General features: G+C 33.6%; 15 protein-coding genes. 14 read left to right on the top strand and 1 reads right to left on the bottom strand.

Annotated features, from left to right (window positions below; all coding sequences use genetic code 11):
- Positions 1 to 20 precede the first annotated feature (20 nt).
- The 13 genes from K5V07_RS03015 to K5V07_RS02955 all read left to right on the top strand — a co-directional run bounded on the left by K5V07_RS03015 (position 21) and on the right by K5V07_RS02955 (position 9,403).
- On the top strand, positions 21 to 554 hold the full coding sequence (locus tag K5V07_RS03015; RefSeq protein ID WP_221916349.1) for a hypothetical protein: 534 nt from the start codon (positions 21 to 23) through the stop codon (positions 552 to 554).
- 103 nt (positions 555 to 657) lie between these two features.
- The gene (locus tag K5V07_RS03010) at positions 658 to 1,812 is read left to right on the top strand and encodes a 5-(carboxyamino)imidazole ribonucleotide synthase (RefSeq protein WP_221916348.1); all 1,155 of its coding nucleotides are present in this window, start codon (positions 658 to 660) and stop codon (positions 1,810 to 1,812) included.
- Positions 1,813 to 1,829: 17 nt separating this feature from the next.
- Positions 1,830 to 2,228 carry a hypothetical protein gene (locus tag K5V07_RS03005; protein ID WP_221916347.1) on the top strand — a complete coding sequence of 133 codons (399 nt, stop codon included), beginning with the start codon at positions 1,830 to 1,832 and terminating at the stop codon, positions 2,226 to 2,228.
- Positions 2,229 to 2,236: 8 nt separating this feature from the next.
- Complete coding sequence (purE, locus tag K5V07_RS03000; RefSeq protein ID WP_221916346.1) at positions 2,237 to 2,722, top strand: 5-(carboxyamino)imidazole ribonucleotide mutase; 486 nt, start codon at positions 2,237 to 2,239, stop codon at positions 2,720 to 2,722.
- 23 nt (positions 2,723 to 2,745) lie between these two features.
- Positions 2,746 to 2,973, top strand: a complete 228-nt coding sequence (locus K5V07_RS02995; protein ID WP_221916345.1) for a hypothetical protein — start codon at positions 2,746 to 2,748, stop codon at positions 2,971 to 2,973.
- A complete protein-coding gene (locus tag K5V07_RS02990) occupies positions 2,973 to 3,260 on the top strand; it encodes a type II toxin-antitoxin system RelE/ParE family toxin (RefSeq protein WP_221916344.1) in 288 nt (95 codons plus the stop codon). The genes K5V07_RS02995 and K5V07_RS02990 overlap by 1 nt, the downstream gene beginning before the upstream one ends.
- Positions 3,261 to 3,301: 41 nt before the next feature.
- Positions 3,302 to 5,326: a M3 family metallopeptidase gene (locus K5V07_RS02985; RefSeq protein ID WP_221916343.1), complete on the top strand. Its 2,025-nt coding sequence runs from the start codon at positions 3,302 to 3,304 to the stop codon at positions 5,324 to 5,326.
- Between the two features lie 285 nt (positions 5,327 to 5,611).
- On the top strand, positions 5,612 to 6,115 hold the full coding sequence (locus K5V07_RS02980) for a GbsR/MarR family transcriptional regulator (RefSeq protein WP_086453480.1): 504 nt from the start codon (positions 5,612 to 5,614) through the stop codon (positions 6,113 to 6,115).
- Between the two features lie 59 nt (positions 6,116 to 6,174).
- Positions 6,175 to 6,501 (top strand): hypothetical protein, encoded by a 327-nt coding sequence (locus K5V07_RS02975; protein WP_221916341.1) that lies wholly within the window; start codon positions 6,175 to 6,177, stop codon positions 6,499 to 6,501.
- 5 nt (positions 6,502 to 6,506) lie between these two features.
- A complete protein-coding gene (locus K5V07_RS02970) occupies positions 6,507 to 7,217 on the top strand; it encodes a YqjF family protein (protein WP_221916340.1) in 711 nt (236 codons plus the stop codon).
- The gene (locus K5V07_RS02965) at positions 7,214 to 8,032 is read left to right on the top strand and encodes a hypothetical protein (RefSeq protein WP_221916339.1); all 819 of its coding nucleotides are present in this window, start codon (positions 7,214 to 7,216) and stop codon (positions 8,030 to 8,032) included. Before K5V07_RS02970 ends, K5V07_RS02965 begins: the two co-directional genes overlap by 4 nt.
- 4 nt (positions 8,033 to 8,036) lie before the next feature.
- Positions 8,037 to 8,948: a TIGR01777 family oxidoreductase gene (locus K5V07_RS02960; protein ID WP_221916338.1), complete on the top strand. Its 912-nt coding sequence runs from the start codon at positions 8,037 to 8,039 to the stop codon at positions 8,946 to 8,948.
- Positions 8,945 to 9,403 carry an SRPBCC family protein gene (locus K5V07_RS02955; RefSeq protein ID WP_221916337.1) on the top strand — a complete coding sequence of 153 codons (459 nt, stop codon included), beginning with the start codon at positions 8,945 to 8,947 and terminating at the stop codon, positions 9,401 to 9,403. Before K5V07_RS02960 ends, K5V07_RS02955 begins: the two co-directional genes overlap by 4 nt.
- On the opposite strand, the gene K5V07_RS02950 is transcribed toward K5V07_RS02955, so the two are convergent.
- Complete coding sequence (locus K5V07_RS02950) at positions 9,380 to 10,195, bottom strand: hypothetical protein (protein WP_221916336.1); 816 nt, start codon at positions 10,193 to 10,195, stop codon at positions 9,380 to 9,382. The two genes, K5V07_RS02955 and K5V07_RS02950, sit on opposite strands and share 24 nt — an antisense overlap.
- Before the next feature lie 145 nt (positions 10,196 to 10,340).
- Here K5V07_RS02950 and gcvP point away from each other — a divergent pair, with 145 nt between their 5' ends.
- The gene (gene gcvP / locus K5V07_RS02945) at positions 10,341 to 13,190 is read left to right on the top strand and encodes an aminomethyl-transferring glycine dehydrogenase (RefSeq protein WP_221916335.1); all 2,850 of its coding nucleotides are present in this window, start codon (positions 10,341 to 10,343) and stop codon (positions 13,188 to 13,190) included.
- Positions 13,191 to 13,220: the final 30 nt, after the last annotated feature.

Below are 13,220 nucleotides of genomic sequence, written 5' to 3'. Positions count from 1 at the left end.
AAAATTAAAAAAAATCTTTTATGGTAAATCAAGAATTGTATCAAAAAATACAAGAAAGCACGGCTCATGTAGCTAGTAAAGCCGAAAATTCTCAATACATTTTGAGCAATCCAGACTTGATGCCAGATTTTTTTAAAATTGTTCTTTCAACATCAGACAAAAATCATCACAAAGCTTGTTGGATCTTAGAAATGATTTTAGAAAAAGACTTGCATCTACTTTTTAATTATTTAGATCAATTTTGCGAGACCTTACCTTTATATACAAACTACAGTGCCTTGAGATCCATATCAAAAATTTGCATGTTTCTATCACTACATGCTTCCCTTAATGAAAAACAAGAAAAATTCTTGATAGAAAGCAGCTATGACTGGCTCATAGATCCTAACGGAAAAGTAGCCACAAAGGCTTATGCCATAAGAACACTTTACCAAATGGGTAAAAAAAATACAGAAATCCATGCTAATCTGGCCAGAATACTAACTGATGATTACACTAAATATTCATCTGCTTACAAAGCAGTTGCTAGAGAAATCATGAAGAAAATTGCTTAGTATTTTTCGGTTTGACCATTAACAAGTATCTTTGCAGGACATACAACTACAACTTACAAATAACCGCAACACGTTATTTTTAAAGAAATAAAACAACAACACAATGAACTACTTTTCATCTGATTTTAAATTAGGAATTCTAGGAGGCGGACAATTAGGCAAAATGCTATTGACCGATACCCGAAAGTTTGACATACAAACCTTGGTTTTAGAACCAAATGAAGAATCACCTGCAAGATACAGTTGCAATGCTTTTTACCAAGGAAGTTTAATGGATTATGATACCGTTTATCAATTTGGAAAGATGGCAAATCTATTAACTATTGAAATTGAAAATGTAAACTTAGATGCTTTAGACGCACTAGAATCGGAAGGTTTACCAATATTTCCATCGCCAAAAACATTGCGAATGATTCAGAATAAAGGTCGTCAAAAAGATTTTTATGTAGAAAATAACATTCCAACTTCACCTCATCAACGTTTTGTAGATTTAAATGATTTGAGAAAATCATTAGAAAAAGACGAATTAGAATTTCCTTTTGTATGGAAATGTGCTCAATTTGGCTATGATGGAAACGGTGTAAAAGTGTGCCGTTCAGCAATAGACTTAGTAAAATTACCAGATGTTGAATGCATCGCTGAACAAATGATTCCGTTCAAAAATGAGTTGGCAGTTATTGTTGTTCGCTCTGCTTCGGGCGAAGTAAAAACCTATCCTGTGGTTGAAATGGAATTCCATCCCGAAGCCAATCAAGTAGAATATGTAATTTGTCCCGCCCGTATTGATTCGAGAGTTGCCCAAAAAGCAATCGAAATAGCATTAAAAGTTTCTGAAGCGTTTGATCACGTTGGATTATTAGCTGTAGAAATGTTTCAAACCGAAGACGATGAAATTTTAGTCAATGAAGTCGCTCCAAGACCACACAATTCCGGGCATTATTCTATTGAAGCAAGTTACACCTCTCAATTTGAAAATCATTTACGCGCCATTTTAGACTTACCTTTAGGAAATACGGATAGTAAAGTTGCCGGAATTATGGTAAATTTGGTTGGCGAAGAAGGTTTTTCGGGTCCAGTAGTTTATGAAAACATTGAAAAAATAATGGCAATTGATGGCGTTACACCTCACATTTACGGCAAAAGAGAAACAAGACCTTTCCGGAAAATGGGCCATGTTACAATTGTAAATGAAAACATGATTGAAGCGAGAAGAATTGCGGAAGAAGTTAAGAATAGTATTAGAGTGATTAGTGTTTAATGTTCATTAAAAAATAAATGAAATATCTTTTTTTCATATTTATATTCAACTTAAGCTTTTGTCAAACAAAATCTTTTGAAGAAGCGTATAAAGAAAGTAATATTTCTACAGTTACATTGGAAACTAATTGTGAAAACATAAATTCTTTGGTTAAAAAAGATATAAATAATAAATCAATTTTTCTTTTCCTTCAAAGTGGAATTGCTCCAGTTAGATTTTATAACGATGGAAATTTTGAAGAAAAATATGATATTCATTATTTTGAAGAGGGTTGTATAAGTTCACATTGTTCTGAAAATTATAATTTTATAGTTTTTGATTATCTTTATAAAACGTTCGGAAAAAAATGGACAAAAGAAATTAGGAAAGACACTCTTGGATTTAAAGAATGGAAGAAAACATATAAACAACATTAAACTAAAACATGAGCAAAGTAGCAATAATAATGGGAAGCATTTCGGATATGCCAGTAATGCAAGAAGCCATCGACATATTAAAAGGATTTGACATCGAAACTGAAGTTGATATCGTTTCGGCACATAGAACACCTGAAAAATTATTTGATTTTAGTAAAAATGCACACAATCGCGGTATCTCAGTAATTATTGCTGGTGCTGGAGGCGCAGCGCATTTACCCGGAATGGTTGCTTCTATGTCGCCACTTCCTGTTATTGGCGTTCCGGTAAAATCGAGTAATTCTATTGACGGTTGGGATTCGGTTTTGTCAATACTTCAAATGCCTGGTGGCGTTCCTGTAGCAACAGTTGCGCTTAATGGAGCCAAAAATGCAGGAATCCTTGCCGCACAAATCATTGGAAGTCACGATCAATGTGTGTTAGACAAAATCATTTTTTATAAAGAAGGATTAAAACAAGCCGTTGACAAAGCAGCATCTGAATTGAAAAAATAATTATCTTTATTAAAAAGAAAACTATGAATATTCACACTTCAAAAATTGAGTTAGCCAAAGTTATTTTGGATATTGAAAACCCAAAATTGATTGAAGAAATTATTCATTTGATTCAATCTAAATCTACTTTAACCGAAAAACAAAAGACAGCCTTCGATGAAGCCATTTTTTCTTTAGAAAACAAGGAAGGGATTGCTCATGATATGGTCATGGAGGAAACCAGAAATCGCTATTCAAAATATTTCAAATAGTGATCGTTATTTGGTCGCCACAAGCTAAAAAAGACTATTGGCAAAACATTGATTATCTTGAAGCTGAATGGTCATTTCAAGATGTTGTAAATTTTATAGACAAAGTAGATTACTCAATTGCCTTATTATTACAGAACAACATTGAATTTATTTCTACAAATTACAAAAGCGTAAACAAAGTTGTAGTTACGAAACAAATAACACTTTACTATAGAATAAATTCTGATACCATCGATTTACTCCGATTTTGGAATAAGTACCAAGATTTAGAAAATTTAAAACTTTAAAACGTAAGGACAAGTCCCGACTTGTCCCTTCAAATAAAATTATGAAAACACTTACCTCAACATTCAACACCAAACACAATACAGCACCATTTTCAGGAATAAAACTAGAAGATTACAAACCTTCTTTTATCGAAAACATCGCTGCTGCAAAAGCTGAAATTGATGCCATCATTACAAATTCTGATGCTCCAACGTTTGAAAACACGATTGTTGCTTTAGATTTTGCAGGTGAACAATTGGATAGATTATCTTCGATTTTCTTCAATTTGAATTCAGCTGAAACTAATGACGAAATGCAAAAAATCGCTCAAGAGGTTTCTCCGTTGTTGACTGAATTTAGTAATGATATTGCCTTAAACGAAGATTTGTTCAAAAGAGTTAAATCCGTTTATGATCAAAAAGATTCGTTGATATTAACTACGGAACAAGCTACTTTATTAGACAAAAAATTCAAAGGATTTTCTAGAAATGGAGCCTTATTGAATGAAGAAGACAAATTAAAATTACGCGAAATTGATACCGAACTGGCCAAAATTAAATTGACGTATGGCGAAAATGTTTTGGCCGAAACCAATAATTATCAATTGCATATTACTAACGAGGTTGATTTAAAAGGCTTACCTGATGGCGCCAAAGAAATGGCCGCAAGTTTGGCTAAATCAAAAGAACTCGAAGGATGGGTTTTTACTCTTGATTTCCCGAGTTACTTGCCTTTTGTAACGTATGTTGACAATCGCGAATTACGAAAAGAAATTGCCATTGCTGCCGGAAAAAAATCATTTCAAGACAACGAATTCGACAATAAAGAGAACGTAAAACGTATTGTTGAACTACGTCATAAACGTGCTAATTTATTGGGATACAAATCGCATTCTAACTTTGTTTTGGAAGAACGAATGGCTCAAAATCCTGAAAAAGTACTTTCGTTTTTGAATGATTTATTAGAAAAAGCAAAACCTGCTGCTCAAAAAGAATTTACTCAATTAACCGCTTTCGCAAAAGAAATAGACGGAATTGATCAATTAGAAAAATGGGATGGAGCTTATTATTCTGAAAAATTGAAACAAAAATTATTCAACTTTGATGATGAGATTTTAAAACCTTATTTCAAATTGGAAAATGTTTTAAATGGAGCTTTCACTATTGCTGAAAAACTATTCGGAATTACTTTTAAAGAAGTTTTTGATATTGACAAATATCATGAAGATGTTCAGACTTTTGAAGTGTTGGATTCCGAAGGACAATTAGTTGCTGTTTTCTATGCTGATTTTTTTCCAAGAAAAGGAAAACGAAATGGCGCGTGGATGACATCATATAAATCGCAAGCTATAAAAAATGGAATCAATGAAAGACCACACGTTTCTATCGTTTGTAATTTTACACCGCCAACAGAGACTAAACCATCTTTATTAACTTTCAATGAAGTAACTACCTTATTCCATGAATTTGGTCACGCCTTACACGGCATGTTAGCCAATACGACTTATCCGAGTTTGTCTGGAACTTCGGTTTATTGGGATTTTGTAGAATTGCCAAGCCAAGTAATGGAAAACTGGTGCTACGAACCGGAAGCATTGGCATTGTTTGCAAAACATTATGAATCGGGGGAAGTTATCCCTCAAGAATACGTAGAAAAAATAAAAGAAAGTGCGAGTTTCTTAGAAGGAATGGCAACAGTAAGACAGATCAGTTTTGGACTTTTAGATATGACCTATCACGGCAAATCTCAAATAATTGAAGATGTAAAAGCTTTTGAAAAACAAGCAATGGCAGGCACAAGTTTATATCCTGATGTTGCTGAGAATTGCATGAGCACCTCGTTTTCACATATTTTTCAAGGTGGATATTCTTCAGGATATTACAGTTACAAATGGGCTGAAGTTTTAGATGCGGATGCCTTTGCTTATTTTCAGGAAAAAGGAATTTTCAATAAAGAAGTTGCCACAAAATTCAAAGACAACGTCCTTTCTAAAGGTGGAACCGAATTACCAATGGAATTGTATAAAAAATTCAGAGGTCAAGAACCAAAGGCAGATGCGTTATTGAAACGTGCTGGATTGCTATAGATCAATATTAAAACACATAGTAAGTTATAAAAGCAAGTCGAGGTAGCAATATCTCGACTTTTTTAATGGGATTTGCGTTAGGGATTACAGTGAAAAGCTCACAGTAAGGAGGAACGACGAAACGAGGACTTGCAACGAAAAGCCCGACCTGAAAGGGAACGCCAAAAAAGAAAATAAACTTTCATTTTTTATTGAAAGTTCGAAAACATTATTTATCTTTACACTATGACAATGAGCATTTATGCGATTTGCATTTGACCGTTTGAAAAACAATAAAATCCACAAATGAAATTCAAAGAAGCAAAAAATAAATTCGTTCAAACTTGGGGTGCATTAGGCAGTCAATGGGGAATTAACAAAACCATGGCCCAAATTCATGCGCTTTTGATGGTTTCACACGAAGCCGTTTCGATGGAAGACATTATGGAGGAATTACAAATTTCGCGCGGCAATGCATCTATGAATTTACGTGCTTTGATGGATTGGGGAATTGTTTACAAAGAATACAAAGCGGGCGAACGACGCGAATTTTTCACCGCTGAAAAAGACTTAGACGAATTGGCTGTGAAAATTTCAAGAGAAAGAAGCAAACGCGAAATCAAACCTGCGTTAAAGGTTTTAAAAGAAGTTTCCTCCATAACATCAGACAATACTCCAGAAGAAAAACATTTTGTAGATCAAACCACTAAATTGTATGATTTTGTTCTAAAAGCAGATAATGTCTTGGACAAAATGACGGAATACAAAGACAATTGGTTGGCAAAATTGGTTGTAAAAATAATGAAATAGAGTAAAAAAATTTAATCAAAACTTTCATTTTTTTCTGAAAGTTTAAAAATAAAACCAATATGAAAACGATAAAAAAGATAAATACTTTCGCAATTGCATTGCCTTTCATAATAGGTGTCTTTGCAGTTTTAAATGAAAACTTGTTAATAATTGCACTATTATCAACTATGGTTACTGGTTTTATTCAAGTACTAATTTCTCTGTATTTGTTAGTACAAGAACCTAGAAACAAGCACTTACAAATTTATTTGGGTATCGTTTTATTATTTTTTGGCTTGTGGTTTATCAACGTAAATTATCATTATTCAGATAAACTGATATTTTTACTTTTTGCATTACCAGTTGCATTAGCTTTTTACCTTTCACTTATTATCCACAAAAACTAAAAATTATGAGCTTCTTAACCGCAGAATGGAATGATTTAGCGATGTTCAATTACGAAATCGATCCAAAAATTTTAGAAAATTATGTCCCAAAAGGAACTGAACTCGATGTATGGAACGGCAAATGCTATATTAGTTTAATCGGATTTATGTTTGAAAACGTGAAAGTATTAGGAATTAAAGTTCCGTTTCATGTCAATTTTGAGGAAGTCAATTTACGCTTTTATGTAAAAAGATATGAAGATGGCATTTGGAAACGTGGCGTAGTTTTCGTTAAAGAAATTGTTCCGAAGCATGCTATTACGATAGTAGCAAATACTTTATACAACGAACATTACCAAACCTTGAAAATGCGTCATTCAAGAACTGAAAACGAAACTTCTAAATCTTTTCAATACGAATGGTTCAAGGATGCAAAATGGAATTCCATCTCCATGATTACTGGAAAAAATCCGATTCCGATTGAACTAAATTCAGAAGCCGAGTTTATTTCTGAGCATTATTTTGGGTACACCAACTACAATAACGATAAATCAATTGAATATGCTGTTTCGCACCCAAGATGGGAACAATTACAAGTAATTGAATCCAAAATTGATGTCGATTTTGAGAGTATTTACGGCAAGAATTTTAAATTTTTACAAGACCTAAAACCTACCTCTGAATTTCTTGCAATTGGTTCAAAAATAACGATTGAAGGTAAAAAAACGATACGATGAAAACCTTAACTAACCAAACCTTATTATATGATGAAGATTGTCCGCTTTGTCGCGTGTATACTTCTGGATTTATAAAAGCTGGAATGTTGGACGAAAATGGTAAAAAACCATATTGTCAATTATCAGATGAGGAACAAAACTTTATTGATGTCCAACGCGCATCAAACGAAATCGCATTAGTTGATAACGAAAACAAAACTGTAATTTATGGAATTGACAGTTTGCTAAAAGTAATCGGATTTTCATTTCCGTGGATGGAGACAATCGGAAATCTAAAACCAATAAAGTTTTTTCTGAAAAAATTATATTCCTTCATTTCTTATAATCGAAAAGTAATCATTCCGAGTAAGATTAAAAAAGAAATAAAGTTGCAGTGTATTCCTGATTTTAATTATCAGTATCGAATTTTGTACATTTTGTTTGCAACGACAATAACAACAATTGTCCTGTATAAATTTTCAAATTCTATAACCATTTTGCCGAAATCAACCATTGCGAGAGAACTTATTCTTGCATTTGGTCAAATAGTTTTTCAAAGTTTATTTTTGATGAAATTTGACAAGAAAATAATCTTGAATTACATTGGAAACTTAATGACGGTGTCGTTAATGGGTTCTTTATTATTACTTCCGATGTTGATTCTGAATTTAATTTTTAATATCTCAGAATCATTAACCTTAGGTTGGTTTGGAATAACAGTTTTACTAATGTTTGTAGAACATTCACGAAGAATCAAATTATTGGAATTGCCTTTTTATTTATCAATAACTTGGGTTATTTATCGAATAATTGCTTTAACAATCATCTTAAATTAAACTAATGAAAAAGCTAATCATTGCAGCAGGAACGGGGTTTTTAGGCCAAGTTTTAGTATCACATTTTAAAGATAAATTTGATGAAATCGTAATTCTAACTCGAGGAAAATCTAAAAGTATTGATTCAGTAAAATATGTAAATTGGGATGCCAAAAGGCTTTCTGGTTGGGAGAATGAACTAGAAAACGCTTCCGTTTTAATAAATCTTGCAGGAAAATCTGTCGATTGCAGATATACCGCAGCCAACAAAAAAGAGATTTACGATTCTAGAATTGACAGCACAAAAATATTGAATGAAGCGGTTTTAAATTGTAAAAATCCACCAAAAAACTGGTTGAATTCATCAACATCAACAATTTATAGATTTTCATTAGATAAACAAATGGATGAAGTTACTGGTGAAACTGGCGATGATTTTTCCATGAATATTGCAAAAAGTTGGGAGAAAGTTTTTTTTGAAACTGAAACTCCAAAAACTTTGAAAACTGCTATACGAACTTCGATAGTTTTAGGAAAAAATGGAGGCGCTTTTGTTCCGATAAAAATGCTTGCGCAATTTGGACTTGGCGGAAAACAAGGAAAAGGAAATCAATTTATAAGCTGGATTCACGAAAAAGATTTTGCAAGAGCCATTAAATTTGTTGTCGAAAAAGAGCTAGTAGGAGTTGTAAATATTGTTTCTCCAAATCCAGTCCGAAATTATGATTTTATGAAAACTCTTCGTTGTATAATTGGCGTTCCATTTGGCATACCGACAAATAAACTATTGCTAGAAATTGGATCGTTTTTCATCAGAACAGAAACAGAATTAGTTTTAAAAAGTCGCAATGTAATTCCGAGAAGATTACAGGAAAATGGTTTTACATTTGAATATGAAACTTTAGAAAAAACATTTAAAAACTTAACCAAGAAATGACAACCATACAATTATCCACTAGAATAAACGCACCAATTGAACTCATTTTTGATTTATCCAGAAACATAGATGTTCATCAACAATCCACTGCGAAATCAAATGAAACCGCTATTGATGGAGTAACTTCAGGTTTAATAAATTTAAACGAAACCGTAACCTGGCGTGGAAAGCATTTTGGTGTTTACTTAACACACAAAAGCTTAATTTCAGCAATGGAAAATCCAACGTACTTTGTGGATGAAATGCTTGAAGGCAAGTTTAAATCCTTCAAACACCAGCATACTTTTATTCAAAAAAAAGGATTTGTTATCATGGAAGATAAAATCCAATATGAGACACCGTATGGTATTTTTGGAAAACTGTTTGACCTGTTATTATTAAAAAACCATTTAAGCTCGTTCATTTCTGAAAGGAATTCTTTTATCAAAACACTAGCTGAAAAACATCAAAAATAACCACCAAAAAACAGGGATACTTTCCACCCAAAAAGAAGCGTAATAGCGCGAACGATTCTCATTAGCATATACTAAAAATAAGATGGTAGTGATTGCCAATCCTGTTTTTAAAGCTAAAAATTCGATTCTAATATCATTTGATAAAAATTCTAACAGTACAAACAAAACCATCAATACAACGCCTATTTGCTTGGTACGTTGCACACCTATTTGTTGCGGAACGGTTTTCAAATTTGGATCATCTAATTTTAAATCAACTATTTCAAAAATTAAAATCAAAACGAAAATCATGATATATCGTTGTATTGCGACTAAAAAAACAAAACTTGTGACTTCTGCATTATTGTTAATGATGGGTAAAAAAAGCGTCACTCCTACCCAACATAAAGCCACAATATAAATTTTAATTCCAGCCCAGTTTCGGGCATTTTTCTTATTCGGAAAAAAAGGCAATGTATAGAGCAAAACGATGATTAGAAAAACAGAACCAATAATTTGTGTGACCCTTTCTAATTGAAAAAAATAATAGCCCGTGGCAATTAGTGATAGAAAACTAATAAAGGCAATCCACTGAAGTTGAGCACTAAATTTCACTGATCTTCTCCTAACTAAAGCATCATATTTTACAAAATTATAACCCACTATGGTTCCAAAAAAAGTGAAGAAAGCTACGCTAGTGTTATAAGAAATGTGGAACATAATATACGTGAGATGAACCAGCGCAAAACAAGATAATGCCACGTGAATACTGCTATTGATGTAAAATTCAAAAATATTTTTAAAATATCGCATTAGACAAAATTAATCAATGTGTTAATAAGAAAGGCTTTTAGTTGAAAAATTCATAGAAAATCAACTTAAAAAAGGTTATTTATAGCATATTAATATTTAATTTTACAGCCTTAAATTAAGAAACACACAACCCATTAGACATACAATGAAAACAGACGCTTTTGCTTTAAGACACATTGGACCTAGAGAGAATGATTTAACGCACATGTTAAAAACAATTGGTGCCGACTCACTAGATCAATTGATTGATGAAACCATTCCGAGTGACATCCGATTAAAAGCTGATTTGGACTTAGAACCTGCCATGACAGAGTACGAGTTTGCAAACCACATTTTTAACTTAGGAAACAAAAATAAAGTATTCAAATCATATATAGGTTTAGGATACAACGCTGCTATTATTCCTGCGGTTATTCAAAGAAATATCTTTGAAAATCCAGGATGGTATACGGCATACACACCTTACCAAGCAGAGATTGCTCAAGGTCGTTTAGAAGCTATTTTAAATTTCCAAACTACAGTAATTGAACTTACGGGAATGGAAATTGCAAACGCATCTTTACTTGATGAAAGTACAGCTGCAGCCGAGGCAATGGCGCTTTTATTCGACGTTCGCTCTCGTGACCAAAAGAAAAACAACATCAACAAATTCTTCGTTTCTGAAGAAATTTTACCACAAACCCTATCGGTATTGCAAACTCGTTCTACTCCTATTGGCGTTGAGCTTGTGGTAGGAAACCATGAAGATTTTGATTTCTCAAAAGATTTCTATGGTGCAATTTTACAATATCCAGGGAAATTTGGTCAAGTAAATGATTATGCTGGTTTTATTGCTAAGGCAAAACTAAATGAAATTAAAGTTGCAGTTGCTGCTGATATATTGAGTTTGGTAAAACTGACTCCACCGGGAGAAATGGGAGCCGATGTTGTACTAGGAACTACACAACGTTTTGGAATTCCGTTAGGATACGGCGGACCGCACGCTGCTTACTTTGCAACTAAAGAAGAATACAAACGCAGCATGCCTGGTCGTATTATCGGTGTAACTGTTGATACTGACGGAAATCGTGCTTTACGTATGGCTTTGCAAACGAGAGAACAACATATAAAACGTGACAAGGCAACATCAAATATTTGTACTGCTCAAGTATTATTGTCTGTGATGGCAGGAATGTACGCTGTTTATCATGGTCCAAAAGGATTACAATACATAGCTGATAAAGTTCATGCTTCGGCAGTAACATTGGCAAACGAAATAGAAAAACTGGGCTTGTACCAAACCAACACTTCGTTTTTTGACACTATCGTTATCAAAACTAACGCTCAAAAAATTAAAGAAATAGCAGAATCAAAAGAAGTAAATTTCTTTTATGCTGACGAAAATACTGTTTCAATTTCTTTAAACGAAACAACTAGCATTGCTGATTTGAATACCATCGTTTCTATATTTGCTGAAGCTACTGGAAAACCAGCTACAACAATTTCAGAATTAGCAACCGAAAATCAAATTCCGTCTCAATTAGAAAGAACATCTACGTTTTTAACACATGATGTTTTCAATAAACACCATTCAGAAACGGCTTTGATGCGTTACATTAAAATGTTAGAGCGTAAAGATTTAGCGTTAAACCATTCCATGATTTCATTAGGATCTTGCACGATGAAATTGAATGCAGCCTCTGAAATGTTGCCTTTAAGTATGGCACAATGGAACAACATTCACCCGTTTGCACCATTAGATCAAGCAAAAGGATACCAAGAAATGCTAGCTAAACTAGAGCAACAACTTAATGTAGTAACTGGATTTGCAGGAACTACATTGCAACCAAATTCTGGTGCTCAAGGAGAATATGCAGGTTTAATGGTTATTCGTGCCTACCACCAATCTCGCGGTGATCACCACCGTAATATTGCTTTAATTCCATCATCAGCCCACGGTACCAACCCAGCTTCTGCAGCTATGGCGGGAATGAAAGTAGTAGTTACTAAAACTCTTGAGAACGGAAATATCGATATTGATGATTTACGTGAAAAAGCCATTCTTCATAAAGATAATCTGTCTTGCTTGATGGTTACTTATCCTTCAACGCATGGTGTTTTTGAAAGTGCTATTAAAGAAATTACCCAATTGATTCACGATAATGGTGGACAAGTATATATGGATGGTGCTAACATGAATGCACAAGTAGGATTGACAAATCCTGCAACCATTGGTGCTGATGTTTGCCACTTAAATTTACACAAAACGTTTGCAATACCTCACGGTGGTGGTGGTCCTGGTGTAGGTCCTATTTGCGTTGCACCACAATTGGTTCCATTTTTACCTACAAATCCAATAATACCTACAGGTGGCGAAAATGCAATTACAGCAATATCTGCTGCTCCTTGGGGTTCTGCGTTGGTTTGCTTGATTTCGTACGGATACATTTGCATGCTAGGTGCTGAAGGCTTGAAAAAATCTACTGAGTACGCTATTTTAAATGCAAACTACATTAAAGAAAAGCTAAACGGTCATTTTGACACGTTATATTCTGGAGAAATGGGACGCGCTGCACACGAAATGATTTTAGAGTGTCGTCCGTTTAAAGAAAAAGGAATTGAAGTAACTGATATTGCAAAACGTTTGATGGATTATGGTTTCCATGCTCCTACTGTTTCGTTCCCAGTTGCAGGAACACTTATGATTGAACCTACTGAAAGTGAAAACTTAGAAGAACTAGATCGTTTTTGTGATGCTATGATTTCTATTCGTAAAGAAATTGAAGCAGCAACATTGGAGAATCCAAACAATGTATTGAAAAATGCACCGCACACATTGACAATGGTAACTTCTGACACTTGGATTTATCCTTATACACGTGAGCAAGCTGCATTCCCATTAGAATACATTGCCGATAATAAATTTTGGCCAACTGTACGTCGTGCTGATGAAGCTTACGGTGATAGAAACCTAGTATGCTCTTGCGCTCCAATTGAAGCGTACATGGAAAGTTAATTTTCTAATAATATATAAATAATAAAAATA

The sequence above is a fragment of the Flavobacterium sp. CHNK8 genome (assembly GCF_019774515.1).
In the GTDB taxonomy this organism is placed as follows: Bacteria; Bacteroidota; Bacteroidia; order Flavobacteriales; family Flavobacteriaceae; genus Flavobacterium; species Flavobacterium tiangeerense.
This window is presented reverse-complemented; position numbering and strand designations above follow the sequence as displayed.

Bases quoted from the DNA above. Each gene is read 5' to 3' on its own strand.
- K5V07_RS03015 (WP_221916349.1), top strand. From the start codon at position 21: ATGGTAAATCAAGAATTGTATCAAAAAATACAAGAAAGCACGGCTCAT.
- K5V07_RS03010 (WP_221916348.1), top strand. From the start codon at position 658: ATGAACTACTTTTCATCTGATTTTAAATTAGGAATTCTAGGAGGCGGA.
- K5V07_RS03005 (WP_221916347.1), top strand. From the start codon at position 1,830: ATGAAATATCTTTTTTTCATATTTATATTCAACTTAAGCTTTTGTCAA.
- purE (WP_221916346.1), top strand. From the start codon at position 2,237: ATGAGCAAAGTAGCAATAATAATGGGAAGCATTTCGGATATGCCAGTA.
- K5V07_RS02995 (WP_221916345.1), top strand. From the start codon at position 2,746: ATGAATATTCACACTTCAAAAATTGAGTTAGCCAAAGTTATTTTGGAT.
- K5V07_RS02985 (WP_221916343.1), top strand. From the start codon at position 3,302: ATGAAAACACTTACCTCAACATTCAACACCAAACACAATACAGCACCA.
- K5V07_RS02980 (WP_086453480.1), top strand. From the start codon at position 5,612: ATGAAATTCAAAGAAGCAAAAAATAAATTCGTTCAAACTTGGGGTGCA.
- K5V07_RS02975 (WP_221916341.1), top strand. From the start codon at position 6,175: ATGAAAACGATAAAAAAGATAAATACTTTCGCAATTGCATTGCCTTTC.
- K5V07_RS02970 (WP_221916340.1), top strand. From the start codon at position 6,507: ATGAGCTTCTTAACCGCAGAATGGAATGATTTAGCGATGTTCAATTAC.
- K5V07_RS02965 (WP_221916339.1), top strand. From the start codon at position 7,214: ATGAAAACCTTAACTAACCAAACCTTATTATATGATGAAGATTGTCCG.
- K5V07_RS02960 (WP_221916338.1), top strand. From the start codon at position 8,037: ATGAAAAAGCTAATCATTGCAGCAGGAACGGGGTTTTTAGGCCAAGTT.
- K5V07_RS02955 (WP_221916337.1), top strand. From the start codon at position 8,945: ATGACAACCATACAATTATCCACTAGAATAAACGCACCAATTGAACTC.
- K5V07_RS02950 (WP_221916336.1), bottom strand. From the start codon at position 10,195: ATGCGATATTTTAAAAATATTTTTGAATTTTACATCAATAGCAGTATT.
- gcvP (WP_221916335.1), top strand. From the start codon at position 10,341: ATGAAAACAGACGCTTTTGCTTTAAGACACATTGGACCTAGAGAGAAT.